The sequence below is a fragment of the Mesorhizobium sp. genome, from assembly GCF_041661565.1.
Classification (GTDB): domain Bacteria; phylum Pseudomonadota; class Alphaproteobacteria; order Rhizobiales; family Rhizobiaceae; genus Mesorhizobium.
In genome coordinates, this window is record NZ_JBAZUD010000002.1 from 20,452 (window position 1) to 46,565 (window position 26,114).

16 protein-coding genes are annotated in these 26,114 nt (G+C 64.0%); 8 read left to right on the forward strand and 8 right to left on the reverse strand.

Features of this window, described 5'->3' with window-relative positions:
• Nucleotides 1-13: 13 nt before the first annotated feature.
• Nucleotides 14-3,859, reverse strand: coding sequence for a S8 family serine peptidase (locus WC739_RS00600; RefSeq protein WP_372951057.1), 3,846 nt, complete (start codon nucleotides 3,857-3,859; stop codon nucleotides 14-16).
• Nucleotides 3,860-4,136: 277 nt separating this feature from the next.
• Between WC739_RS00600 and WC739_RS00605 the strand changes: the two genes are divergently transcribed.
• The 7 genes from WC739_RS00605 (at nucleotide 4,137) to WC739_RS00635 (ending at nucleotide 12,980) form a co-directional block, all read left to right on the forward strand.
• Complete coding sequence (locus WC739_RS00605; protein WP_372951058.1) at nucleotides 4,137-5,498, forward strand: WD40/YVTN/BNR-like repeat-containing protein; 1,362 nt, start codon at nucleotides 4,137-4,139, stop codon at nucleotides 5,496-5,498.
• Between the two features lie 107 nt (nucleotides 5,499-5,605).
• Nucleotides 5,606-7,129, forward strand: coding sequence for a hypothetical protein (locus WC739_RS00610; protein ID WP_372951059.1), 1,524 nt, complete (start codon nucleotides 5,606-5,608; stop codon nucleotides 7,127-7,129).
• 15 nt (nucleotides 7,130-7,144) lie between these two features.
• Complete coding sequence (locus tag WC739_RS00615) at nucleotides 7,145-7,975, forward strand: hypothetical protein (protein WP_372951060.1); 831 nt, start codon at nucleotides 7,145-7,147, stop codon at nucleotides 7,973-7,975.
• A complete protein-coding gene (locus WC739_RS00620; RefSeq protein WP_372951061.1) occupies nucleotides 7,959-9,332 on the forward strand; it encodes a radical SAM protein in 1,374 nt (457 codons plus the stop codon). The genes WC739_RS00615 and WC739_RS00620 overlap by 17 nt, the downstream gene beginning before the upstream one ends.
• Nucleotides 9,333-9,344: 12 nt before the next feature.
• Entirely contained in the window at nucleotides 9,345-10,754 is a 1,410-nt protein-coding gene (locus WC739_RS00625; protein WP_372951062.1) for an NAD(P)/FAD-dependent oxidoreductase, read from the forward strand.
• Between the two features lie 253 nt (nucleotides 10,755-11,007).
• Nucleotides 11,008-12,333, forward strand: a complete 1,326-nt coding sequence (locus WC739_RS00630) for a YCF48-related protein (protein ID WP_372951063.1) — start codon at nucleotides 11,008-11,010, stop codon at nucleotides 12,331-12,333.
• Nucleotides 12,330-12,980 (forward strand): hypothetical protein, encoded by a 651-nt coding sequence (locus tag WC739_RS00635; RefSeq protein WP_372951064.1) that lies wholly within the window; start codon nucleotides 12,330-12,332, stop codon nucleotides 12,978-12,980. The genes WC739_RS00630 and WC739_RS00635 overlap by 4 nt, the downstream gene beginning before the upstream one ends.
• A gap of 47 nt (nucleotides 12,981-13,027) precedes the next feature.
• On the opposite strand, the gene WC739_RS00640 is transcribed toward WC739_RS00635, so the two are convergent.
• The 3 genes from WC739_RS00640 to WC739_RS00650 form a co-directional block, all read right to left on the reverse strand.
• The gene (locus tag WC739_RS00640; protein ID WP_372951065.1) at nucleotides 13,028-16,567 is read right to left on the reverse strand and encodes a tetratricopeptide repeat protein; all 3,540 of its coding nucleotides are present in this window, start codon (nucleotides 16,565-16,567) and stop codon (nucleotides 13,028-13,030) included.
• Between the two features lie 100 nt (nucleotides 16,568-16,667).
• Entirely contained in the window at nucleotides 16,668-17,327 is a 660-nt protein-coding gene (locus WC739_RS00645) for a Crp/Fnr family transcriptional regulator (RefSeq protein ID WP_372951066.1), read from the reverse strand.
• A 317-nt stretch (nucleotides 17,328-17,644) separates the two neighbouring features.
• Nucleotides 17,645-18,826 carry a ferritin-like protein gene (locus tag WC739_RS00650; protein WP_372951067.1) on the reverse strand — a complete coding sequence of 394 codons (1,182 nt, stop codon included), beginning with the start codon at nucleotides 18,824-18,826 and terminating at the stop codon, nucleotides 17,645-17,647.
• 218 nt (nucleotides 18,827-19,044) lie between these two features.
• Here WC739_RS00650 and WC739_RS00655 point away from each other — a divergent pair, with 218 nt between their 5' ends.
• The gene (locus tag WC739_RS00655; RefSeq protein ID WP_372951068.1) at nucleotides 19,045-20,910 is read left to right on the forward strand and encodes a vanadium-dependent haloperoxidase; all 1,866 of its coding nucleotides are present in this window, start codon (nucleotides 19,045-19,047) and stop codon (nucleotides 20,908-20,910) included.
• Between the two features lie 761 nt (nucleotides 20,911-21,671).
• Here WC739_RS00655 and WC739_RS00660 read toward each other — a convergent pair.
• The 4 genes from WC739_RS00660 to WC739_RS00675 form a co-directional block, all read right to left on the reverse strand.
• Complete coding sequence (locus WC739_RS00660; RefSeq protein WP_372951069.1) at nucleotides 21,672-22,580, reverse strand: nucleotidyltransferase and HEPN domain-containing protein; 909 nt, start codon at nucleotides 22,578-22,580, stop codon at nucleotides 21,672-21,674.
• A 753-nt stretch (nucleotides 22,581-23,333) separates the two neighbouring features.
• Nucleotides 23,334-24,215 (reverse strand): branched-chain amino acid ABC transporter permease, encoded by an 882-nt coding sequence (locus WC739_RS00665; protein WP_372951070.1) that lies wholly within the window; start codon nucleotides 24,213-24,215, stop codon nucleotides 23,334-23,336.
• 5 nt (nucleotides 24,216-24,220) lie between these two features.
• The gene (locus tag WC739_RS00670) at nucleotides 24,221-24,925 is read right to left on the reverse strand and encodes an ABC transporter ATP-binding protein (protein ID WP_372951071.1); all 705 of its coding nucleotides are present in this window, start codon (nucleotides 24,923-24,925) and stop codon (nucleotides 24,221-24,223) included.
• Between the two features lie 4 nt (nucleotides 24,926-24,929).
• Nucleotides 24,930-26,096 carry an ABC transporter substrate-binding protein gene (locus WC739_RS00675; protein ID WP_372951072.1) on the reverse strand — a complete coding sequence of 389 codons (1,167 nt, stop codon included), beginning with the start codon at nucleotides 26,094-26,096 and terminating at the stop codon, nucleotides 24,930-24,932.
• Between the last annotated feature and the right edge of the window lie 18 nt (nucleotides 26,097-26,114).

The window sequence follows — 26,114 nt, forward strand, 5'->3', positions numbered from 1 at the left end:
GTTGCCGGCGTCGTCACGGGACCTGGCCTTGGCACAGGGCCGCTGGATCGCGATCGCTCACCTGGGCGTAGCCGACCAACCTGAAGCGCGCATTGATATCGATCGCCGGCGTGAGCGTGGCGTTGCCGGCGGCGTCGGGCGTCAGGGTGACGGAGCCTTCCGGACGGTCGTTGATAAAAAAATCCAGCCGCTTCAGTCCGCGTGTCATCACTGTCAGCGCGCGCCTTCCGGTGTTGCCGGCCTGCGGAGCACCGATTTCGATCCGGATGCTGCGCGGTCCGTTCTCCGCGAGCAACTCCGCCGCACGCTTGAACAGCTCGATGTCGCCGAGCATCAGATCCGCACGGGACGGGAACTGGACTTTGTCGGGCACTACACCGAAGTCCTCAAGTAGGGCGCCGGCGCGCGGACCGACACGCAGGCATTGCCGTATCGCCACCCGCATCCCGGCCTGGTTGGGCAGCGGCTTGAGACCCCAGCCGGCCGGAAGCGCCTGGGTGAGCAGCGAGTGCGGCCAAACGTTGGCGCCCCCCGCTCCGGTCGCATTGGCGACGCCGAGCACCTTGCCGACCTGGTGGTCCTGAAAGCCTGCCGCGAACATGTCGGTGGCGGAATAGCAGTTGCCGTCGACGACCAGCACGACCGGACCATAGTATTGCTGGCCGATGGCGTTGCAGCTGTCCAGCGACGTCAGAGGGAAGGCGCGCGAATAGGTGGCCCCGGTTTCCACCGCCTCCTCCAAGGACGGTCGCCACAAGTTCAGAGGTATCGACGACGTAGCCGGATTATTGCGGGCGAGATCGAGCGTCCCCGCAGACGAAACGAATTGCATCCGCTCGGGTTCGATCGACCGAGCGGTCAGCGTCTGCAAGAGCCGCTCCGCCGCCCAGATATTGCCGCCACCATTGCCGCGGACGTCCATGATCAAGCCGTTGTCCGGAATCTGCCGGAGCAGCCGAACGAATTCCTCGACGAACCCATCCGCATCCGAGGAATTGAAGGTGCGGACATGGATGTGCCCGAACCGTTTGCCGTCAATGCCGAGCGTCCTCGCTCGAAACGCCGTCGCCCAAGTCACCTTGACCTTGATCTCCTCGCTGTCGAGTGTGTCCTCTACCGAGCCAGCAGAACTGCTCCCCCGGATGCCGTCAGCCTCGTCGCCGATGCTGGCCGCCTGGAGATTCTTGAGCGAGGCAGAATCGAAGATGAGCTGGCGAGCCTCACGCACCGAATCGGCTGCTGCGTCGAGCCCGAGAACCGCCGAGAACGCTTCTATGCGCACGGGTTGCGCTGCGGCCGCAGCAACCTGAGGCGGCGAATCGGCCGCCAAGGGCGCCCCGGCGCCTGGCAAGCCGTAGAGCATGTCAAGCGACCGCTGCGTACTGTGGCGGCCCAAGTCGAGCGATGACCGCGCCGCGGCTGCCACCGCCATGTTCGCGGGTACCATGGCTGGGGCAACGGGCGCCGACGACGTGAGTTCGGCCGGCGCCGAGGTCGACGGTGCGAAGCGTACGAACCAATCCTGCCGCATCTTGCGTCGCGCGCTGCTGTCCTGCGGATCGGCGTCGCGCGGCACGAACTCCAGGTCAACGAAATCCGCGTCGGGAGGAAGCGCGGTGTTCATCGGGCGAATCGTCAACGCGCTGACGCCCCGCGTATGGCGCGCAGCCTCGTTGCCACCGGCCGTCTGGTCGGCATTCGCGCGCACCGCACGGCCGATTGCCATGCCGTTCCAGTACAGCAGCTCGGCGCCGGGCGCGAAGTCGGAGGATTCGAAACCGTAGCCCGGCACCACACGAGTGACGAGATACCGGTCGCGGCCATTCTCCCGGAACCAGGCGACCTCGAAAGGCAAGTAGGCGATGAAGTCGCGGTAGGGTCGCGGCAGCTGATAGCTGGTGTGCAGATCGCGCACCGAATTGAATATCTGCGTCAGCGTATTATGGAAGGCAAGTTCGTCGCGCTCGGCGGAGGGGATGTTACCCTCCGTCTGCAGACGGCGCTGCAGCACCCGCAGCCGCTGAATTGGCCGCACCGCGTGCACCGCCTCCTTCAATGTCCGATGGACATAGAAATTATCCAGCATCTGGATTGCCTGGCTTACGATCAGGATGCGGTCGTCCTGGGTGAGCGTGCCTTCGACACTTTCGCGGAAGAGCCTGAGCGTCTTATCGCCGGCGGGCGGCTGACCCAGCTCCGGCATGGCCGCCGGCGCAACTGCCACGGCTTCGTCAGTCTCGTTCCAGGAAAGCGGCCCGCCGGTGTCGCGCGGCAGCGACATCTGACCGACACGCCGACGTACGCCTTCCAGCCTCGTGGTCGGCGGCGGCTCCGGCGCCGGTTCACCCTGAGGCGTCAGCAATGCCGTAGCAGGCGTCGACTCGCTGCGGCGCCGCAATGCCTCGGCCACCGCCGCCTCCGCGTTGAGGAACATCCCAATCGGCTTGCCGGGGTCCTCGACGAGCGAAGCGCCGGTGCCGACAAGGATGTCGCGCGCATCGTCATGCGTGAGAGCGGGGTTGACCGACAGCATCAAGGCCACGGTGCCGGCCACCTTCGGCGTAGCGCCGGAGGTACCGCCGAAGCCATTGCGATAGGCACTATCGCTCTCGTTCGCGCAGGTCAGATCATGGCTGGAATCGCCTGGCGCCGACATCGAGACACGACTGCCGAAATTGCTGAACCAGGCGCGTTTGTTCAGCACCGGATCATAGGCGGTGGCGCCGACCAGGATCGAGCCGGTGGGATCGAACGGATCGCCGGCATCGGTGCGGTCGGCGGCACGGTTGCCGTTCCCCGCAGCCACGCAGACAACACAACCGTCTGCAATCGCCGCGCGGATCGCGCGAGCAACGCTTGGCACTTGTTCGTAGTTGCCGCCCTGCCCGGTCTGGACCTCGAGGATGATGACCTTGCGGCGGGCATCCGGCTGGCGCCGCACAAAGTCGATCGCCTCGGCCCACGGTTCCTGGAATATGGGTATGCCCGTCCCGCTGTCGCCCTGGATGCCCCAAAGGCTCGCCTCCGGCGCATAGCCGGCAATACCGACGCCATTGGTGCGCGCGGCCGCTATGCCCATCACCGCCGTGCCGTGACCTGCGCTGGCACCGTGGGTCACGTTGGCGCTGCCGTCCACGGCATTGTAGGTCTGTTCGAATCCGCTCCCGAAATCCTGGTGTGACGTGCGGAAACCCCAGTCGATATCCGCAACAACCACGCCTGCGCCGCGCGTGTACCGCCAAGCCTGGGGAACGCGTGTCCGGTGCAGGTACCACTGCGATTCCAGACCGGTCGCATCATCAACGATGAGCAAGCCGCTGCCTATGAGCGGGTCCGCCGGCGCAGGCGCGTTAAACGCCAGCATGGGCGGCATTGCCTTCGGCACAACGACAGCACGCGCGACATCCGGGACGCGACTAAGCGCTGCCGTCACGGCCGTTGCCGATGTCTCAGCTGGAAACCGCAGGCGCACGAAATTCGACAACGGGGACAGCCGCTCCAGCGCGCTTGCCCGCTCCTGCGACGCCTCGCCCATCATAACGGCCTGCCTGACGAACGCCAGTCGCGCCTCGTCGGCTTGGTTCTGCTCGGGGGTGAATACCTGATGCGCGTCGATTACCTGGAACTGACGCAACACCTCGGCGAGCGCGGTATCGGCCCGGGCGCCGGCTGTGCTGCCGGAGGCGAAGGCAGAGGCGTCCGCGGCTAGCACGGCACCGATCGACGACGCGTTGGCCGTCAATTCAACCTCAACCAGCAGGCTTTCTGGCGGCGGCGCCATAGCCTCGGTGGTACCGCCGCCGATAGCGCCCGAGCCCTGCGGAATGAACGGCGCACCCGCCGGATTGTCGTCCAGCACCGCGGATGGCGGCTGCTCGGGCTGCTGCGGACCCGATGACCCTCTCGTAGCCGATTTCCTGGGTTTCCCGACCATTTTGTTGCTCTCTTGCGACCGGCGAGGTGGATCGGATCGTCTTCAATCCGATATCCGGCCCTGTCGGCGGGACGATGCCGCCGTCCTGGCCGTGCAACCCGACTTCGACCGATGTTAGGAGCCCTCCCCAAACGGCGATGTGAAAATCGCCACCCTCCCGTCAGCGGCTCCGCAGCCGGCCCTGTACGCAGGCTGAGCCTATGTGACAATCGCCACCTCGTGGAACGCCGATACGGCCCATAGTCCCTCGAGATCGGACCCGCCGTTCGAAAGGCGTACTTTGCTTGACGACCCCGTAGACAGCTGGCTCCAGACCGCCGCACCCGTCGAAAGCGCATGGACCCCGGACATCTGCTTCGCCAGTCAGCGATACGGGTGGGCCGTCAACACTAGTGGCCAGATCGTCGCGACGGTCGACGGCGGCTTGAGCTGGTTTGAGCAAGCGATGTTGCCGACAGCCTATCTTTCCTGCGTCGGCTTTGCCGGAACCATGGTCGGATGGGTCGGCACGCTGACGCCGGAGCAAAGGCTGCTCTGCACGCGCGATGGCGGAAGGACCTGGCGCGCGGTCGAGAATCTGCCGCCGGAGCCGCGGCGCATCAGCTGCCTGAGCGTCGTCGACGAAAACACCGTCGTGCTCGCTGGAGGCGCTTGCCCGACAGACAGAGCGGCGATTGTCTGGACGCGGGACGCAGGCGAGAACTGGACGACTGTCGACCTCAGCCGCCACGCCTCGGTGATTTCGGACGTCCGCTTCCTCGACGCGGATCACGGCTGGATTGTCGGCGGCAAGCTGGCCGCGGGCGACGCCGGGGTCCATGGGCGTCTGGAACCGATCGTCCTTGAGACACACGATGCCAGCGCAAGCTGGCACGATACCGTGACCCTGAACCTGCCCGCCAGGGGCGCGGCGCGCAAGCTCAGCGTCTCGGCGAACGGGCGCATCGCGGTCTCGCTCGGCGGCGCGCATGACGGCATACTGGTTTCCGACGATTGTGGGCGGACATGGCGTCTGCTGCCGGTCCAGGGCCAGACCAATCTCGACGGCGTCTGCTTCGTCGACAGCAATGTCGGCTGGGTCGGCGGCTGGGGAAACAGCACCTTCACCGGCGGCCACTGCCTGTCGACCACGGACGGCGGCATGAACTGGGTCAGGGAGGACCACGCGGGGCTGCGCATCAGCCGCTTCGCCAGCCACCCCGGCGGCATCGTCTTCGCGGCGGGCGACACGATCTACCGGCTGAGCGACCCGGGCGGCGCGCCATCCACCAACCGGCTGGCGGCACGCAGGGCAGCGCGCGCCTCGCGGGACACCGAGACAGCTGCCGCGTTCGCCACGCGGCTCCATTTTCCCGCCCACTCCCGCGTCGCCGTGCGGGCGTGGACGATGCAGGGCCGACTCGTGTGGCAGGCCGACCCGATGGAAGCGTCGCTTCGCAGCCCCGCCAGCCTCCACTGGGACATGAACGACGGCGACGGCCGACCGCTGCCGCCGGGGCCGTATCTGATCCGCATCATCGTCGACAAGGTCGCGCAGAGCCGCATCGTCTTCAAGGCCGGGTAGGCCGTCCGCAAGCGGATCGACGTGGCAATTTTCACATTCGCCCTGTGGCACGGGACTTAACGTGACGGTGCGGCGCACGGGCTGGCCGCATCAATGGAGAACCATCCATGGCCAAGGTTTTGCGGCAGCTACGCATCCTCCCACCCATGGTGATCGCACGGTTCGGGTCATCGCCCTCGCCAATGGACAATTATGCTCTCGAGCTGCCGCGCGACGCGGCGGGCGCGGAGACGTCGGACTACCGCGTCATCGTGCCCGCCGACACGCTTTCGGTCGACGAGGCGACTGGCGAGATCAGCGCGGCAACCACCCCCGCAAACGTGATTTTCCGCGACAGCGAGGGGCGCATCAGGCCGGTTTCGCCCTTCCTCGAGGTCTGGGCGCAGTTCGACGGGAGCGATGAGCTGACGCCGTTGACCCTGCAGGATCTCGCCGACCTCGGCGGTTCGCTGGCATCGATCTCATGGCGTGTCAGGGCGGCCAACCTGAAGGTGTTCCGCCGTACCGGTGTCGAGGGCGACAAGGTCACCGCGGACAGCGGCGACTTTTCAGACCACGCACGGCACACGCTTGTCGGCAAATCTCCCAATTTCAAGCCTGGCAAGACCGTCGCCGTGGGCGATGTCCGCTTCATCAAGCCGACTGCGGCCTTCCCAGAGATCCGACTGCGTTTCACGCCTGGCAAGGGACTGGTCTTTGGACCGCGAGCCGGCGATCCGTTGACCAACGACGACGTCTATTTCGGTGCCACCTCCGTGGATCCCGAGCCGCGACGGTCGGGCCGGTGGGACCGCTACTTCCTGAACGAACCCGGCACACCGGCGGTGACCGCGCCGGGCGACATCTTCCAGGGGGAGACGATCGGCGTCGGCCAAAGCTCGAAGCTCAGCCATGGCTATCTCGACGATTCCTGCGACGGCCTCGCCGAGGTGACGCTGACGCTCGGCGGCCAGACTTTCAGCGCCTATGCCCGATTTGCGTCGGCCGTTCCGGATTTCGCGCCCGACACGCTGCCGGTGCGCTCCATCGCCGACGAGATCGAGCAGATGGCGCTGGGACCCACCGTCGACGCGCCGGCGGACGCGGCCGGGCAGGCAACGCTGCTCGCCGACGTGCGCGACATCCTGCGCCGTGGCCTCGACACGATGCGGCAGATCAACACGGCGGTACACAATGGCGACAATCCGGTCGCCGACGTGGCGGCATTCTTCAACAACATGCCGGGCCAGGAAGCAGGCTCCTACAATCGGCGCTTCGAACCGATCTTCAGGCCGCCGCAGCAGGCCAGCTACAACTTCGCCCTGCGCACGCACAAGCGGGTCGTCGACCGCGCATTGCGCAGTCCGGATCTCGCCGGCGCGTTCCCGAACGGTATGGCCGTCGTGCGGCTGCCGGAAGAGGCCGCGGACCTCACGGATGCCGGCCGCCGCAAGATGCCGGCGATGATGCGCGGCAATGAGGGCGTCGAACTGGTGCTGACCCGGCGCATGATAGCGAAGCTGGCTCATGCCGACCCCAACGCGGCACCGCCGGCGGCCGCGCCGGCGGCTGTGGCCCTGCCGGAGCCGCTGGACTTCGCCAACGCCACGCGCCCGATCATGAGCCGTGTGCGCGGCGAGAACGAAACCTGACAGGGGGAATTGCGGATGCCTACGATCAAGGCCAAGAACGTGACCGCGGAGATGCAGTTCCGCGGCCGGGGCAATCCTCCTGCCTCACATCCCAAGGACGCCGTCGGCAATTTCTTTCCGGGCCTGGAGTTCAACTTCCAGAACGTTTGGAAACGCTTCTTCGTCGGGCTCGAGGTGCTCGAGCACAACGCCCAGGTGATCTCCGTCGACGAGGCGGCGGTCACCGCAAGCGGCGGCGACATCGTCTCGCAGGGCCCGGACGCCACCCCGCTGAGCGCGGTGGCGGGCGGCCTCTTCCTGGCCATCGACGGCAAGCAGACCTTCACGCAGGTGCAAGGCCCGCTGCAGGATCCGGATGGCGGCAGCCCATTCATCCTGTTCGAATGGAGCAACATGCTGGCCGACATCCATGCCCAGAAGGGCGGCACCGGACAGACCGTCGAGTGCTTCTTCCAGCCAGCGGGCGACGGGCGTCGCGTCGGGCCGTTCCGCCTGAAGGTCAACCGGCTGCTCGAGCCGGATTCGCTGCTGATCAAGCGTGATACCAGCCTGCCGGGCGAGATCACCGAGAGCCTCTGTTCGCCATGGCAGACCGACTATATCGGCTGCGCCTGCTACTACTGGGCCGCCAACCGTCCCGACTATGTCAACATAACCGATGCCGATACGGCGAACACCACCGGCCACAACTGGCTGAACGTCGCCCGCGTGAACGCCGGCGGCAAGCCACTCTACACGCTGGTGGATACGAACCTGCTGTCGCATGAGGACGTGATGCAGGGCTGGGAGAACAAGTTCCAGTTCGTCTTCAGGAGCAAGGATTCGCCCGATGGATCGGCATCCTGAGATGCGGACCGAAGCCGACATGACGGCCGTTGGCGTACCGGCGCCGCGCTGGTCGAAGGCCGGTCTCACCTTTCATGCCGACGGCCAGGCGCATCTGTTCCTTGCCAACGGCTCGCGCCTGTACGGCATCGACGACGCCTTGCTAGGCTCCTTCCTCGGCCGTGCGAACGACGACGACGCGCTGTCGGACTGGCTCGCCGAGCATCAGCTCGACGCGGAGCGGTTCATAGACGACACGGCGATCGATCCGTTTCCGGTGCATGCGATATCGCTGGCCGTGGCGCAGAAATGCAATCTGGGCTGCACCTACTGCTACGCCCAGGAAGGCGAATTCGGTGGCCGGCCGAAGAACATGCCCCTCGATATCGCGAAGGCTTCGATCGACGCGCTCGTCGGCGGCGTGACGCCCGGCGAACGGGTCAACATCGCCTTCCTCGGCGGCGAGCCCCTGGTCAACCGGGATGTGTTGCGCGCGGCGGCTGAGCATGCCGAGCGGGTGGCCGACGAAAAGGGTGTCCAGGTCAACTTCTCGATCACCACCAACGGCACGCTCATACGCCCTGACGACGGCGAGTTCTTCGAGCGGCATGGCTTCGCGGTGACGATCAGCCTCGACGGCGTCGGCCAGATCCACGACGCGCAACGGTCCTACAAGGGCGGCCGCGGCTCGTTCGACGAAATCATCCGGCGCGTCACGCCGCTGCTGGAGAGGCAGCGCCGCATGCAGGTGTCCGCCAGGGTAACCGTCACGCCGGGCAACCTCGAGCTGCCGCGCACGCTGGAGGATTTCATCGACCGCGGTTTCTTCAGCGTGGGTTTCTCGCCGATGCTGAGTTCGCCGACGCGGCGCGGCGAGATGGATGCACCAGCGCTCGAAACCATGCTCGAGCAGATGATTGCCTGTGGCGGCGCGTTCGAGGAGGCGGTGGTCGAAGGACGCCGCTACCCCTTCCTCAACATGGTCAACGCCATGCGTGAAATCCATCGCGGTACGCACCGGCCCTATGGGTGCGGGGCCGGCGGCGGCTATCTCGGCGTATCCGCCGAAGGCGCCTACTTCGCCTGCCATCGCTTCGTCGACGATGGTGCCGGCGCGATGGGCACGGTCGCGCTTGGGCCGGACGAGACGCGCCGGCGTGAATGGCTGTCGGATCGCCATGTGCATCGCCAAGAACCTTGCTCGGGCTGCGGTGCCCGCTATCTGTGCGGCGGCGGCTGCCATCACGAAGTGATCCATCGCGGACGCCCGGCCTGCGATTTCATCCGTGGCTGGCTTGCCTATTGCCTGGCCGCCTATGTCAGGCTCAGCGCGCGCCGTCCCGACTTTTTCGGCGCCGCCCCGGTTCGGCCGGTCTGAGACCGGCCGTCGATGGCGGCCCGGCAACGCTTCGACTGCATCGTCATCGGCGGCGGCGTCAGCGCCGCCGTGGCTGCCCGCCGTCTGGCCGAGTTCGGACTTGACGTCTGCCTGCTTCACCAGAGCGAACCACGCGAACAGCGCGTGGTGGAGTCCGTCGCCAAGGGCTCGCTGGTCGTGCTCGAACGGCTGGGGATCGCCGACTGCATTGCCCAGGCGCGCATTCCACAATCGGCAGGCACGTCCGTCCGCTGGGCAGGCGAGGCCACCGAGACCGCCGCCGAAGCCGCCAGCATCATCGTCCGCCGCGCCGCGGTGCGGACGGCGCTGCTGCACAAGGCCGTCCAATGCGGTGCCGTCGTCAGGGCCGCAAAATCCATCCACAAGCTCCACCGGCACGGCATGGGCTGGCTGGCCGAGGCGGACTGCCCGGACGGGCAGGTGCGGATCGAGGCGAAACTCGCGATCTTCGCCGGCGGCCGGCACGGGCCCAAATGCGGCCGGCGCAGACGCCTCTCTCAGGTCACGCTTGCCGTGACGGGCCAGTTCGGCCTGCCCGGGGCTGCTGCGCGAGGCTGCGTCGAAGCCACCGCCCATGCCTGGTTCTGGGCGGCGCCGCTCGCCGGCGGCATTCAAGTGACCGCCTTCGCCGCACCCGATCATCCATCGCTTGCCGGCGGGGCCACGCTGGAGGACGGATTGCGCCGCCTGATCGCCGGTTCGGAGCTGCTCGGCCACCTGGCCGCGGCGCCACTCGCCAATCCGGTCACGGTCTGCGACGCATCGCCGACCATCGTCGAGCCTTGCGTCGACGACCATTTCGTCGCGATCGGAGACGCGGCCTTCACGATCGACCCGCTGTCGTCGCAAGGCATGACCAAGGCGATCGTCTCGGCCGAGCAGGGCGCTATCGCGGCGAACACCCTGCTGCAGCAATCCGGCAGGCACGGTGCCGCCAAGAGGTTTCATCTCGACCGCACGCGGGAAGCCCCCGACTGGGACCGGCGCGCGTCGGCCGCGCACTACGCGCGCCAGGCAGCCGTCACGCCAACGCCATTCTGGCTCTCCCGCGCCGAGGGCATGGCGCAGGCACGGCATCGCCAGGCGGATTGCCCTCCGCTTGCGCAGACCGCGCTCATTTTCGACGCAGCGGCAAGCTTTGCGCCCGAACCGGTCATCCGCGGGCAGATGATCGACGAGGAGACGGCCTTGCACCATCCCCGGCTGGCGAGGCCGATCGCTTTCGTCGGCAACGTGCCGATCGGCGCGCTGCTCGCGGACCTCCCTCGAAGCATGACGGCGGCCGAACTGGTCCAGCTCTGGTCGACCGTCATCGGCGATCGGGCGGCGATGCGGCTTTTGAAGCAGCTCTGGGACGATGCGGTTCTCGTCCCGGCCAAAGTGAGCAATCGCGCGGCCTGACGCATGTCGCCCGAAAGCGATCTCGGGTTTTGGTGGCACAGACAAAGGCCTGAAGCGCGTCACATGAAGCCGACGCCACGCATGTGAGGCTTGTCGACCTGGCAGCGACGTTCATGGCCAAGGACAGGGCGGACCCGGTGGCGCGCCGAAAATGCATAAAGGTGGCATTTCCCACAGTTGCCGTGTGCGGAAGCCGGCAAACTCACCGGGAAATTCTCGCCGGCGAGCGCTGCCTGGGCAGGGAGTGAGTGAAATGCCTCTGACATGGCGGCCGACGAAACTGACTGCCGCCAGTCGCACGGACGACATCTGGTTTGCCGACGGCTCGGTCGGGTGGGCGGTCAACGCCGACGGCAACATCCTGAAGACCGTCGACGGCGGAGAGAGCTGGGTGCGAAAGGCGCACTTCGCCGATAACTACCTGCGCTGCATGGCATTCTCCGATCCGCGCACGGGATGGGTCGGAACCATGGAGCGTACTCCGCGCCTGATCGTAACGCGCGATGGCGGAGAGAGCTGGGCGCCGGTCGGGAACCTGCCGGCGACACCTCCCGGCCGCATCTGCGGTCTGTGCTCGCCTGCGCCGGGTGTCGTCTTCGCGGCCGGCACCAATTTTCCGAACGAGCCGACAGGCATATTGCGCACACGAGACGGCGGCGCGACCTGGGATTCCCTCGAGGTTCCGGGCGCGACGCTGCTGGTCGACATCTTCTTCGACGCACCCGAGCGTGGATGGATGGTCGGGGGGGTGGACGATGTCGGCCATCCCGGGCACCCGCCGAAGCGGGCGGATGTGGTGCCCGGGATATTCTTCACCGAGGACGGCGGCGATTCATGGGTCAATGTCGTCGCCAGGAACGCAAGGAACGGCGAGTTCCCGCGCGGCGAATGGGGCTGGAAGTTCCAGAAACTCAACAACCGCACGCTCCTGGTCTCATGCGAGAACTTCCTCGACGGCGCGATCCTGCGCAGCGACGACAGTGGCGTAACCTGGCGCCGGCACCGCATCAACGATCGCCAGCGCAACTCCAACCTCGAAGGCATCGGCTTCCTCAATGAGAATCTCGGCTGGGTCGGCGGCTGGGGGGATCTCGATTTCGCCGGCGGCTTCGCCAGCATGACCGAGGACGGCGGGCGCAACTGGACCGACGCCAACGAAACCGGCTTCCGGCTGAACCGCTTCCGTTTCATCGGCTCACCGCCCGTGATCGCCTATGCGTCGGGCGACACCGTCTACAAGCTCTCCGACGAGCCGCTCCCGCCTGTCGCGAGCACGGCCGGCCTGCGCAATGCAGAGCCAGCCGAAGAGGACCGGGTACAGCTCGCCGCGGATATCCCGCAAGGCGCCAGGACGTTCCACGTCCGCATCTGGGAGCGGTTCGGCCGGCAGGTGCGCCAGCTCGTCGACGAGACGGACCCCCAGCCGGGCGCGCGCTCGATCCAATGGGACTTCACCGATGATGCCGGCAAAGAACTCGCTGCCGGCGCCTTCATCGTCCGCCTGACAGCCGACGATGTCTCCACGAGCATCGTCGTGCACCGCAAGCCTGCAACGAAAGCCAAGGGAACGGACTCATGAGCAGCAGCAAGATCTACGCCGTCGACGACATCGAAACCACCTTGCTCAAGAGCAATCCGCCATCGCTGCTGATCATCTGTCTCGGGCGGGTGACCACCAGTGGCTGGAGCAATGGCGAGCTGTCGCAGTATGTCTATCTGACACCGCCGGCCGACGGAATCCAGGAGTTCGACTTCACCGCCACACGGCCGGTCGCCGGTTCGATCGTCCTGCCGGTGCTGCGTCCGATCCGCGCCGAGGCCGTGCTCGATGGCATCGACCTCGCCAATTATTGGGGGCCTGGACTGCCGTTGCGCGGCGTGCGCGTATTCGCCGTCTCCAACTCCAAGACCGTCAGCTTCGACGCAACGTCCAAGATGCACAACCTCGCCACCGGACAGGGTGTCGCCGCGGGGCCGAGCCGGACGATGGACGCCATGCCGGCACCAAGTTTCGAAACGGACATAAAGCCGCTGTTCCGGAAGAAGGACATCAATGCGATGAAGGCGGTCGCGGGATGGCGCCTGGACGTCTACGAGGACGTCAAGGCCAACATCGAAGGGATCGGCGGTGAGATCCGCGCCGGATCCATGCCGTGTGACGGACCCTGGCCGCAGTCCGACATCGACCTGTTCGACAAATGGATCAAAGGCGGCATGCAGGCCTGACAGCGCGTCGCGTTGAACATGCATCAACAGCGAGCGATCGAAACGCGTCAGCCGGCCGGAGGCGTCGACCCGATGCCGGCAGCGAACGACCGATAGCCGAAGGTCGCAAGCACATCGCTCATGTCGTCGAACGTGGCGCCGCTGCCGCCGCGAACGGCCGCCAAATGCTCACATCGCCGAACGATGGTATCCGTCCAGACCATCGGCTCATGGGCAGTGTAGCGCTTGAGCGCGGCCGCGAAGCGCAGCGCCTCGGTCGTGTCATCGTGCTCGAGACAGGCGTCGATGGCGTCGCGATAGAACCAGAGGTGGTTCGAGCCGATGCAGCCGGTGGCAAGCAACGCTTCGCCCCGGGCAAGGATCGCCTTGCGGCGCGTCGTGCCGGGTTCGTTGAGCGCCGCCTCGCCGAGCACGCGCGCGCCGTTGTAGGAGGTGCCGACTTCCTCGCTGATCGCCAGGGCGGAGGCTATGATCGATCGTGCCTGCGCGGGCTCGCCCGAAAGCCGATGCGCCTTAGCGAGATAGGTGAGGTTGAGTGGCTCGAAGCGGCGTGCATTGAGTTCGCGGACGAGCCCCCGGGCCTGCTCGACATGGTGCCTGACCTGGTCGAGCTGGCCGAGGTCGAACTGGATGACGCTGAGAAATGAGTGGCAGCAGAGCCTGGCGCGGTGGTGGGCGATCTCCTCGGCGCGCTCCAGCGCCGCATAGCCTTCCTGCAGCGCTTCGGCGAGCCGCACGAAATAGTGGGCGGCCGTCGCGACCATGTGGTGGTTCTCGGCCGCGCGGCGGCGCCAGCCGCGGGCATCCGACATCTCGACGCACTGACGGAACAGCTCATGGGCACTGCGCATGCGGCCGCGCGCATATTCGGCATCGCCGAGACCACTGAGCGCCAGCACCTCGATCTCGGCGGAATTGGCCTTGCGTGCGATCTCCTGCGCTGCCCGTTGCCGGCGGTAGCACTCTTCGATCCGTCCCTGCGGGAAATAGACGCTGCCTTTCAGGTAGTGGACCTGCGCCAGTTCGGCCGCGAAGTCGCAGCGGTCCGCCGTCTCCTCGGCACGCTCCAGCGCGGCCAGCGCGTCGTCATAGTGGTCGAGCGCCAGACAGCATTTCGCCAGCACCAGCCGGGCCTTGACCGCCTTGTGATCGTCGGCCTCGTCGAGCAGCGCCACCGCTTCGCTGGCGACCGAGGTGGCGCTCGCCGTGAGGCCCGTGGCCAGCAGAACCTGTGCTTTCAGAGCGAGCAGGTCGCCCCTGAGGCGTCCGGAGCGGCTCCAGAGCAGGCCCCGCTCCACCAGCGCCAGCGCCTCTTCATAGCGCAGACGATCCAGTTGCTGGTGGCCAGCGCGGTAGAAGGCCTCGCCGGCGCGCTCGTCGCCCGCCTTTTCGAGATGTTCCGCTTCCAGCAGAGCGTCCTTGTCGGTGAACCATTCGGCGGCGCCCAGATGCAGGTCGCGCCGCCGTGAGGTCGTGATGGAGGCGTAGGCGACTTCACGCATGAGCGGATGGTTGAAGGTCCAAGCGTCGTCGACCATTCGGATCAGTCCACCCTGCACCAGGCTGCGCGGATCGTAGGCGGGCTCGCCGAGCAGGAAGGCCAGCGTTTCAGCGGCAGCGCGCGGCCCGGCTACGGCCAGCGCCTGGAGCGCCGCATTGTCGCGACGCGACAGGCTGGCCAATTGCGAATCGATAGCGTCCATAATGGTGGCCGGAATCACACTGCCGGTCGATGTGTCGTGATGCTGCAGCAACTGGACCAGGAACAACGGATTGCCGCCGGAGCGCTGGATGCAGTCATCGATCATCTGTGCGTCCACACTCTGGAACTGCTGCGCTATCTGGCTGCATTCGTCATAAGCCAACGATCCGAGAGGCAACACGAGGCCGCGCGGGACGGATCGGTCCGACACGTCCACCGCCGCCGGAAGGCCGGCAATGCGCGACGTGAGCAGCACCGCGACCGGGTGGGCGGCCGCAATCTCGCCGAGATCGCTGATGAACGACAGCTGGAGATGATCGGCCTGTTCGGCATTGTCGACGATGATGACCAGGGGCGCGCGGCGCGACAGCTTCACCACGAGATCGAGCGCGACCGCCTGCTTGCCCACCTTGCGCGCCTGCTCGTCCAGCAGCGAATGCTGCCCCATAAGCTGGATCGGAATGGCCGCGTTGAGCAGATCGTAGAAGAAGGCCAGATTCTTTTTCTCCAGCCAGCCCTGACGCTGCAACTCGGCAACCAGAATCGCGACGTTCGTGGTATTCAGGCCGTTCGCCCTAATTAGCTCAATAACGAACGATCCGGCGACGGAGAGCGATGCCGACCGTGCCTCGAAATCGTCGAACTCCACGCGGATCGAGCGCCAGCTCGCGCCCTGCTGGTTGGCTACTTCCTCAGCGAGGCGCGTCTTGCCAATGCCGGCCTCGCCAACGATCCTGACGACGCAGCCGCGTCCCGCCGACAGCACGGCCGTCAGCATGCTGCGCAGTTGCAGGAGCTCGACCTGCCGGCCGACAAAGCCGATGCGGTTGGCTCCCGGCCGACCGGACTCACCGATCACCTGCCATATCGGGACCGCCCCGTCCGGGCCAGCGTCGATCCTGATGGCGTCGAACCACTCGGCTACCGCATTGAACACGTCCGCGGTCATGTAGACGCCGGCGTCGCCAGAGCGCTCCGCCAGCCAGAGTGAATTCGCCACCAGTGGCCCGTAGATGCCCTTTTCGCCAAAGCCCGGCTCGCCTTCAACGAGTGCGAGGCCGCAGTCGATGCCGACGCGCCAGCCGACTAGGGATGACAGCCCTTCGGCTGGATCGCCAGCGGAGCGGCAGAAATCCAGCGCGGCAGCGACCGAAGCCAGGATCGCGCTTTCCTGCGTAGGCTCAAGTCCGAAAGCGATGATGTATCTGTCGCCAGCATGCCCGACGATCGTCCCACCTTTGGCGGTGACACTTCTGCGCAGCATCCTGTCAAACGCGATTGCCGCGCGGCGGGCATCCTCGGCGTCGAGTCCGCCAGAGCCTGCCTGCATCAACATCTTGAACGTGGCTGCCGCAAGGAAACGCTTTGCTTCGGTTTCGGTCGGGGCCGTGTCCTGCGCCGCCGCCTTCAGGCGGTAGACCCCGACAGGCCGATTGATGTTCTTGAGATTCTTTTCACCTAGATAGCCGAAGCGGCGCTGCCACGGTTCTCCGAGCGTCGAGTAGACGGCTTCCGAGATGCACAAGCCCCCAGGTGCGGCTAGCCGTTGGATGCGCTCTGCAATATTGACGCCGTCGCCATACACATTGCTGTGGTCGAAGATCGTGTCGCCCAGATTGACGCCGATCCTGAACTCCAGGGTGCCGGCGGCGGAGGCCCTCGATGCGGCGAGGACCGTCTGCACTTCCTCAGCTGCCACAACCGCGCCCGCCACCGTCGAGAACTCCGCAAGGACTGCGTCACCCGGATGATAGATGACTACTCCGCCGTGGCGTCCGATTGTACTGGCGAAGAGCTCGAAGCTCGCGACCAACGCGAGATGCGCCGCGAGTTCGTCGGCGGCTGTCGCCGCAGAGTAGCCGACCGCATCGGCATAGAGAAGCACGGCGATCTTGCGGCGCGGCCGCTCTCGAGCTGCCGGAGCATCTAAGGTTGCAGCCGTAGGACGCGACGCGAGAACCGACCCGACCTTGGTTTGGTCCGACCTAGACCAAGACTGCGTCGACGAGATCGTTTCGAAACCGCTGCTCGTCGACGATGACGATTTGTCCACGTCCGAGCTGGACATAACCTTGGGCCTCCAAGCGGTTGAGTTCCTTTGTCACCGCCTCTCGGTGCGAGCCGACCCTTGCAGCGATCTCGTAGTGGGTCGGCGCAGGCCTGATGATTGCGCTTGGTCCATCGTGCTGGCCGTCGACAGCTAAGCGCGCCAGCTCGATGTGCATACGATTATGCGCACTGAGCACGATCCGTTGCATCAACCCGTCCGACAACGCCCGAGACTTCGCCGTGAGTAATTTCAGCAGCTCCAGCGCCAGCACGAAATGTTCCCGCATCAGCGACAGCAGGTCGGCCGAACCAAGCCGCGCGACGATCGTGTCTTCGAGCGCCCATACGTCCGCCGCCCGAGGCATGCCGTCAATGGCGGCGAATTCGCCGAAAAGCCCGCCGCTACCAATTTCGGAATAGATCAACTCTCGACCGTACCGCGAGTAGTTCTTCACTTGGGCTCGCCCCTCAAGAATAAAGAACAAGTCCTTGGTATCGTCCTTCGCGGACAGTATTTGCTTACCCTTGGAAAGGCGGCATACGACGCATTTCGAAACTACCGCCTGCAACTCGCTGTCTGCGAGTTGAGCGAGCAACGCGACACGCCTGAAGAGAGGCGCAGCTGCCACGTACTTCACATTTCCCTCAGGAGTTCGAAGATTTTATGATCTTCTAATACGAAAGGTGCATTGTCAATCGCCTGTCCTGCGACGTGCCGCAGCATCAGCCTGGTAGACTCCCGAGACTCTCGTCAAGTCTCCTAGCTGACATCGCAGATCCCAAGCATTTGAGCGGCATCGGTGCGCGCTTTTTCATTTGCCGGCGAGCTGGTAAGCTCATGCGAATACTGAAGGACGCTCGACCGGAAAGACACGCATGGTGGCGTAAATGAGGAAACAGGCCGCCGATGCAACTAGGCTGCGGAATAGCGGAAACGCGGCCCTGCGAAGAATCCGGATTGCGGTCCTGCTGTAAGCCGTTGGCGCAGCAGATTGCGTGCCACCCCGGCGAACTCCTGCATGGTCCCGACGGCGATATCCACCTTATCCGGCTCGCCCGAGAACCCCATTTGCAGTTCGTCCAACATTCTTGAATAGAGCCGGTCGCACTCGTCTGAAAGCTGCGCCGCCTGGGCGTCCGAAATGTCGATCGCGACGAGCTGCGGGTTGTCGACCATCTTGATCACATCGGCATCGTCGTCGATCACCAGAGGCTGGGCCGGGTCGAAGCCGACCTTCAGCGGGGAGCCTGGATTGTCAACCAGCTTCATGCCCTTTTCGAGTTCCTGGAACCGATAATAGTGTGCGAAGTCCTGTTGGAGATCAAAGGGCGACTGCGGTGTGCCCTCCCCTTGCTCAACGATCGTTTCGATGGCGCGCAGAGCCGTTTCGACATTGCTGACGACGAACTCCTCGCTGGCGTCGAACTGACCGGTGTTCACCTGCCGGGCCGGATCTCCGGTGAAGATGGCATCCGTTTGGCGGACAATCTCCTGTCGGATCGCCGCGTAGAACTCGCCAATTGTGCGTGGTCCGCTCGCGGCATCGGGGGGCAATGCGCGCAGCACCGGGATATCCAGCGGAAGCTCTGGCTCTTCGATCTGCATGAACACGTCACGGACAAGCGCATGGGAGTAGCGCTTCAGGTGAACCTCGACACCGCCGGCAATGCCCATCGGAAGCGGGCCGGGATAGATTGGCTGCAGGTCAGGACGATTGATCTCGGGCGTACCGCCAATGGCATTTAGGATGTTGCAGGCCAACGACATATGTAGCATCTCCTCCAAGACGATGTCCCTGATCAGGCCCCGCGCATACCGCACCGAGGCCGAGTTTCCGGACAGCGTCAGCCAGGCACACAGGTAGGGTGGAATCGTCGAATGCTCGAGCTGAATCGCCTGCTGCAGCGCTGCGCGAAGGCTGACGAGGTCGGTGATCGGCGAAGCCTGTATCCGGATCATACCAACTGTCCCTTGTGAGGCCGGCGACGGCAACGGCTCGGCTATTCGAAATTCTAGCGGCATGGCGCTTCTCACGTTTGTGGCTTTTGCCACATCGGCGCTTGACGAGATTGGCATGATGGATGCGCCGAACATTCAGCCTCATCACGCCCGTCGTCGTTGCGCGTTTGTGACATCAGGTAGTCCTTCGCAAGTGACCCGCGCTGATCTGCACGGCAACGTTACGGATGAAACAATCAGCCGAGCGCATCCACAGCGTGGCCCTAACCCTTACGACTGAAAACTGACTACCCATTCGTCTAACCTGAGGTAACCCACCGATAGATGCGGCGGCCATGACAAGGAGCTGGAGCATGAGCAAGTCTAATGGTGATACGAATCGGATCTGGCATGTGAATGACGAATCGGTTTGCGGACTCGGCAGTTTTCACAAGACTTTGCCGCACAACGGCTTCGGGGAAGTTGACCCTGTGGCGTTCGCAGCGCTCGTTTCGGCAACGCGCGGCGACGGGACCGGTTTCGCACAGGTCCCCCCAGGTAGGCCACGCGCGATTGCGGGGCCAACCGGCTGGGCCTATGCAGCAGCTCTCAACAATCCGCGAGCCGGTCTGGCGTCTGATCGTTTAACGCATCCACCTTTTGTCTACGATATGCCTCCGGCGCCTGGAGTGATGTCCGACACGACGGCCGCTGAGATGGTGGAGTTGTATTGGATGGCTCTGCTGAGGGACGTCGGCTTCTGCACATATGAGAAGGATTTGCCGGTCTCGACGACGACTTTGAAAACTGCCGTCAGCGACATCAACAAGGCCTTCGAGCGATCTCTGGACAAATCGCATGCCAATGCCGGAGAAAATTTTATCCTCGGTGTCGATGTCCCCGGTTCGGCGCACAATTTCAAACACTTTACCGCCGAAACTCTATTCAGACTGGGATTTCCCGGTGACGACGTAGGTCCGTTGATCAGCCAGTTTTTCGTACGGCCAGTCGCCTATGGCACACAATCGATCGACCAGCGGCAACGCCCTTATGTCCACGACAAGAACTACCTCACCGAATTTTCCGACTGGCTGGACGCACAGAATTCCGGATGCGACGCCCAGGGACAGTCCTATGGTAAGGCCAATGAGGACGACGCCGGCCGCTTCGAGGCGTTCGAGCGTTATGTTGCGACCCCGCGCGACTTAGCGCGCTTCGTCAACAAGGACGCCCTGCATCAGGCCTATTTCAACGCGACATTGATCCTGCTTTCAGGGGGGGCCTTTTGGCCGGAGGGCAATCCATACTATCAGATTGGAAAAAGCGGCATGCCACTAGGGCTATCGGATCTTGATCAAGGTGAGCTCCCCGATCGCGAGGCTGGCTTCGGCGTGCTGGGTGGACCGCACATCCTGGCTCTGGTATCGGAAGTGGCGACGCGTGCGCTGAAGGTGATCTGGCAGCAAAAGTGGCAATCCCACCTCCGGTTACGCCCGGAGGCCTATGGCGGGCTGATCCATGTGCAGAACATCGGCGTTGGGGGTACAAAGCGCGCTTACGGGCTGCCTAGTTGGATCACTTCAACCGACGTCGTGCCGCTGATCCGAGCGGCCAACATGGCCGTAAATCCTGGAAATGCGGATAGCCTACTTTTGCCAATGGCCTTCACTCCGGGAAGCCCGACGCATCCCTCCTACGGAGCCGGACATGCGACCGTGGCCGGTGCTTGCGTCACTGTCCTTAAGGCGTTTTTCCTGACCTTTACTACCGATGAGAATGGAGATGATCATCCTGTGTTTTTCAGCACTTTAAAGGAACGGTCGGAACCCTTCGATCCCAAAGCTCAAATCGTAGCTTATTGCACTACACTTACCCCGGACCCGATGTCGGAAACCTGTCTTGGGCATGAACGCCACACTAATCGCCAGCCCCTCGCAGCAAAGGATGCGAAGAAGCTGACCATCGAGGGCGAACTTAACAAGCTGGCACAAAATGTTGCCATGGGACGCAGCATGGGCGGTGTCCATTGGCGCTCGGACAATACGCGCAGCCTGATGCTCGGTGAAGCACTGGCGGCCGAAATTCTAGCAGGCATCACCACCGACGCGCAGGAGAAGCCTACGTTCGCCTTCCGCACATTTTCGCGCAGGGTCGATGGCAAGCCCAAAAAGGTATTGATCAAAGGCGGCCGCATATTTGTCGACGGAATTGAGAAATCCATCCCGGTAAGCATGTTGTAGGCTTTCGCACGCCGTCCTGTCTTTGTAGTGGCAGTGGCAATTGCGTCATCCCTGGAGTCACCAGTGAGCCTTCCGGCGGACCGTTCCTGACTGCATGCGACCTTCGAAAATGCGACGCTAGGCTTCGGCACAATGCACAATGCACTGGCATCTAAAGCGTCCCTCCCAATTGCATATCCCGGATGGGGGTACCGGCGTCGTCGCTTAGCGAGATAGGCACAATCCAGACCTTTCCATCGCAAAACGCAAAAACCGCCCCGATTGTTCAGATCGAGGCGGTTATTGATTTATGATAGAATTGGTTGCGGGGACACGATTTGAGGCTGCAAACCGCTTTATACCTTACAAAGCCGTTGAGCTTAGCAAACAAGTTCGGTGGCCGACTGTATTGACGCTATCCCTCTACCAACTCGAACCCTCGTTGAAGCTTGGATCAAGGTTCCACCATAGCGGATCCGGGCACCCACCCTCCTTCAGAAGCGCGCATTCGACTGAAACAGTAGACAGCAATTTCCAAAAGCTTCGAAGAACCCAGGAAATTGGACACCGTATCGGAAAACAAAGCGCACGGATATCGCACCGAACGTCGGCGATGGAACGGTAAAAAAAGAGAAGGAGAAATTTCGCGTGCGAATTTTGCACACAAAGACTGTTAACTAGTTGAGTTTTTCTGAGTATCTGCCAGCCTCGGATGATCATTAAAACACGTCATGGACCATTCGATCATCAGTGGTGTAGGAGAGTAGACAGGGCACATAATACTAATGGTCAGCGGCTTCCCTTATTTGTGCCAAATGCTCAAAACAAATCTGTTCAACACAAACATGCAGTTCCGCCGTGCGCTCGCCCAACCAGACGAGCGCCTCCTCGCTGATCATGTAATGCTTTGAGTACCGGGCCTTCACGTACGCCTCGTTGAGCGTATTGAACCACGCTCTGTAACGCTGTTGCTCACGGGGCCATACTTCGCACAACCGGCGATCTTGATCCTCGGATAGAGATCTCAAAAAAGTGAGCTTGTGGGACGGCGGACTATAATTGGTCACGACGAGCAGTAGTGTTGAATACGCATGTTCGATAGCTTGGTGCAGAATAAACGCTGCCGTTTTCGATAGGCCCCTTTCCATGCCAGCGTCGAATAGTTTTAGGAAGTCCCGCGCTCCAGGAAACCGGCTCTCGAAATGTTCCTTGGCCGTCTCATACGCCGCTATCGGTGTGAGTGGCTTGGGCTCGGCTAACGGCTCATCGTCGAGTTCGTAAAGGACAATGCCCTCGCGGCGGATGTCGGTGAAAAAGTACTGCCCCTGGCGTAGCGCCGTGTTCACGAAGCGCCGGCTGTGAACGATGAAGCTGGTCGGCGTCTTGATGGCGCGATCACGGTCGAGCCTGTCCTTCGCCTTGTACCAGTAGGCGAAGTCGGCGAGCTTGTTGTTGTTGACGATCACCAGCAGATCGAAATCGCTGCGATAGCCCTTCATCGTCAGTGGCTCGTCGACCCAGTCGCCGCGGGCGTACGACCCGAACAGGATGATCTTCAGGATTCGGCCGCTCTTCTTCCAGTCGGCGCTGCTCTCGGCCAGCGCGTCCTCGAATTCGGCATGCAGGATCTCGACCACGCGGGCCAGTTCCTCCTGCTTGTGCTCCGGCAAATGATCCATGCTGGTCTTCATCCTGGTCGGTTCAAATCGGGTGAACGCGGGGGCGCGTCGAAGGGCTTGTTATAGCAGGCCTGGCCATATGCGAAAGAGTCCGGTGGTTGCGAGCAATTGATTCTGTTGGTCTATGTCTCTTTATGTGTCCGCGGATTGTTCAGCACGTGTGGCGGCTGTCAGCGACAAGTCCTTGGCGCTGGCTGTCTCCACCATTGTGACCAATGTCATCATGTGAGGACTCAAGAACGCGTCGAACCTGACCTCTGTGGTTGCGCCAGTCGTGCAACAAGTTCTTGTGCGTCTGGCGCCGTCTGAGCAACTTTGTCCTGCGGTGTCCGGAGGGCTTTTCTCGGCCACGCATTCCTGAAGCTCAATGGCAGACAGAACGCGATGCATTGGACTCGCGGGCCAGCAACGCCAGGCAAGGGCTCTGCAACTCCCTGGTTCCGACCCAGGAGCAAAACAGGCCCCTCCCCACGCGCTATGGTGGACCGGCTATCCAGCTGCAGGTCCAGCGAAGGATCGCACGGCTCGCCCAGGTTGCGCCGGCCATCAACCGCCATAACGCTCATGGTCCCGTTTAGCCGCCACCGTGCCGCAACAGGCGGCGGCGCAAATGTCACGCGCCGGGGCGTCTTCCATGTCACGTCCTGGCATCAGATCGAAGTCATCGTTCCAAGGGAGCACCATTCCATGCCGCCGGGTCAGGGTCGCGCATGTGCGGTGTTTTGCGGCCAGATTTGGCGCAGTCCAGATTTGGATTGGATCAGGTCAGCTTCGCTGTACCCGTACCGCCGGGATCAGGCCTTGCGGGCGAAGCAGCAGCACGGCGATGACCCCCGACAGCACGATGGCGTCGCGATAAGGCGCGATCGCCGCCGGCAATGTCGCCTGCAGCAGCACCTCGACGATGCCGAGCAGGAAGCCGCCGGCGACAGCGCCGGGCAGGCTGCCCAGACCACCGACGACGGCGGCGATGAAGGCCTTCAGAACCGGTGTGAACCCCATCAGCGGATCGACCGAGGCACGCTGTGCCACCCACAGCATGGCCGCCAGCCCCGCCAGCAGCCCTGACAGCAGGAAGGCGGTGGCGATGACGCGGCTGGCCGGAATGCCCATCAGCCGGACCACATCGAAATCCTCGGCCGCCGCGCGCATCGCCGTGCCGGTCACCGAACGGCGCAGGAACACCTCCAGCGCGATCAGCGCCAGCGCCGAGACGGCGATCGAGATGCTGGGACCGACGCCAATGGTGAAATCGCCCAACGAGAAGGCGCCCGTCATCCAGCCTGGCATCGAGACCGCCTGTGGCCTAGCCGAGATGCCGTTCTGGAAAACGACCTTAAGCAGGCTGGACACGGCAAAGCTGGTCAACAGGAGACTGGTGACGCTGGCCCCGCGCATCGGCCGGAAGGCGATGCGCTCCATCGCCACGGCCGCCAGCGCCCCGCAGGAGACGGCGATGAGCACGGCAAGCGGGAACGGCAAGCCGAACACCAGGCCGGCCAGGAGCGCGTAGCCCGACAGCGTCATGAGCTCGCCATGGGCGAAATTGATGAGGCCAACGATCGAGAAGACGATCGCAAGCCCGAGCGCCAGCAGCGCATAAACGCCGCCAAGGCTCACCGCATTGATGATCTGCTGCGCGAACATGCTTGCTAAGCTCCCAAATAGGCCTGGCGGACGAGGTCGGACGAGGCAAGGTCCTGTGCCGTGCCCGACAGCACCACCTCGCCATTGGCGAGCACCACGGCGCGGTCGGCGATTTCGAGCGCCAGCGCCACATTCTGCTCAACCAGAAGAATGGTCAGGCCCTTGCGGCGCAGTTCGGCGATGAGGTCGAAAACGGTATCGATCAGCTGCGGGGCCAGCCCGAGCGATGGTTCGTCGAGCAGGAGCATGCGCGGCCTGCCCATCAGCGCACGCGCAATGGCCAGCATCTGCTGTTCGCCACCCGACAGGTTGCCGCCCTTGGCGCGGTAATAGCGGCGCAGGATCGGGAACAGCTCCAGCATCTCTTCCTCGCGCAGCCGCGCCTCGGCCGCGGGCTGATGCACCGCGCCGCCCAGACGCAGATTGTCGGCCACCGTCAGGCTGGCAAAGATGCGGCGACCCTCCGGGACCAGCGCGACACCCTTGCGCGCGACCACCTCCGGCGCAAGGCCGGTAATGTCGACGCCGGCAAAGACCACCTTGCCCGCGGCAGCCCGCACCAGCCCGGCGACCGCGCCGAGCGTCGAGCTCTTGCCCGCTCCATTGGCGCCAACCAGGGCCAGGATCTCGCCGCTCTCGACCGTGAGGTCGACGCGGCGAACCGCCTCGACTTCACCGTAGCGGATCTTCAGGCCTTCGACGCTCAGCATGGCATCAAGGCGCCGGAACGTCGGCAGCGTCCGGGATCAGCGTCTCGACATGCTTGCCCTCGCCGCTCTCGTAGCGCATCAGCGCCACGGCCCGCAGCGGCATGCGGTTGGTGCCGGCATAGGTGATCTTGCCGGTGACGCCTTCGAAATCCTTGAGGCCTGCAATGGCGTCGCGGATCGCTTTCGCGTCGTCGGACCCTGCGGTCTTGACCGCCTGATCGAGTATCAGGCCGATCTCGTAACCGTTGACCTCATAGGTCGATTCCGGCGCATGGCCGGCATATTTGCCGAAGGCGGCGTTGAAGGCCTCCAGCTTGCTGCCCGGCTCGGCATAGCCGGCGGCCGTATAGACCACGCCGTCGACCAGTTTTCCCAGGGCCTTGATGGTCGGCGTGCCGATGGCGTCGGCGCCGTAGACCGGAATGGTGACACCGGCGCCGCGCAATTGCTGAATGAAGGCCGGGAAATCAGGCTCGTAGGCGGCCGTCATGATCAGGTCCGGCTGGTCGGCCATGGCCTTGATGTTGGTGATCTCGGCGGAAAAGTCGGGCTGGCCCATGCTGAACGTGCCGCGGCCAACGACGGCGCCACCCTTCTTCTCAAACACCTTGCCAAAATATTCGGGCAGGTTGGCGGTATAGGTCGAGTCCGGCGAGGTCAGCAGGAACACTTTCTTCTTGCCTTCCGACACGGCGAAGTCGGCAACCGCCGTCGCCTGCACATTGTCGGCCGGATAGGTGCCGAACATCACGTCACCGACCGCGTCGGTGAGCACGGGGGCCGACCCGCACAACGTCAAGGTCGGAATTCCGACCGGCTGGGTCATCTGGCCCGCCGAGATCGAGGCATCGGCGTCGCAGGGCGTGATCATGATCCTGGCGCCGGCGTCGATCAGCTCCTGCGCAACGGTGGCGGTCTGGGCCGTGTCGGACCGTGTGTCCTTGATCAGCAGCTTGACGGTGTATTTGCCGCCAAGCCCGCCCCTGGCATTGAGTTCGTCGAGAGACATGCGCAGGCCGGCGAGCGCCGGCTGATCGTAGGGGGCGAGGCCGCCGGTCTGCGCGGTCGCAGCGCCGATGATGATCTCTTCGGCATTGGCCGCAAAGATCGGCGCGACGCCGAATACGGCAGCGCACAGGGCAGCGCAGTGGAGACGGTAGAGACGTGGCATGCGGGTTCTCCTTCTGGA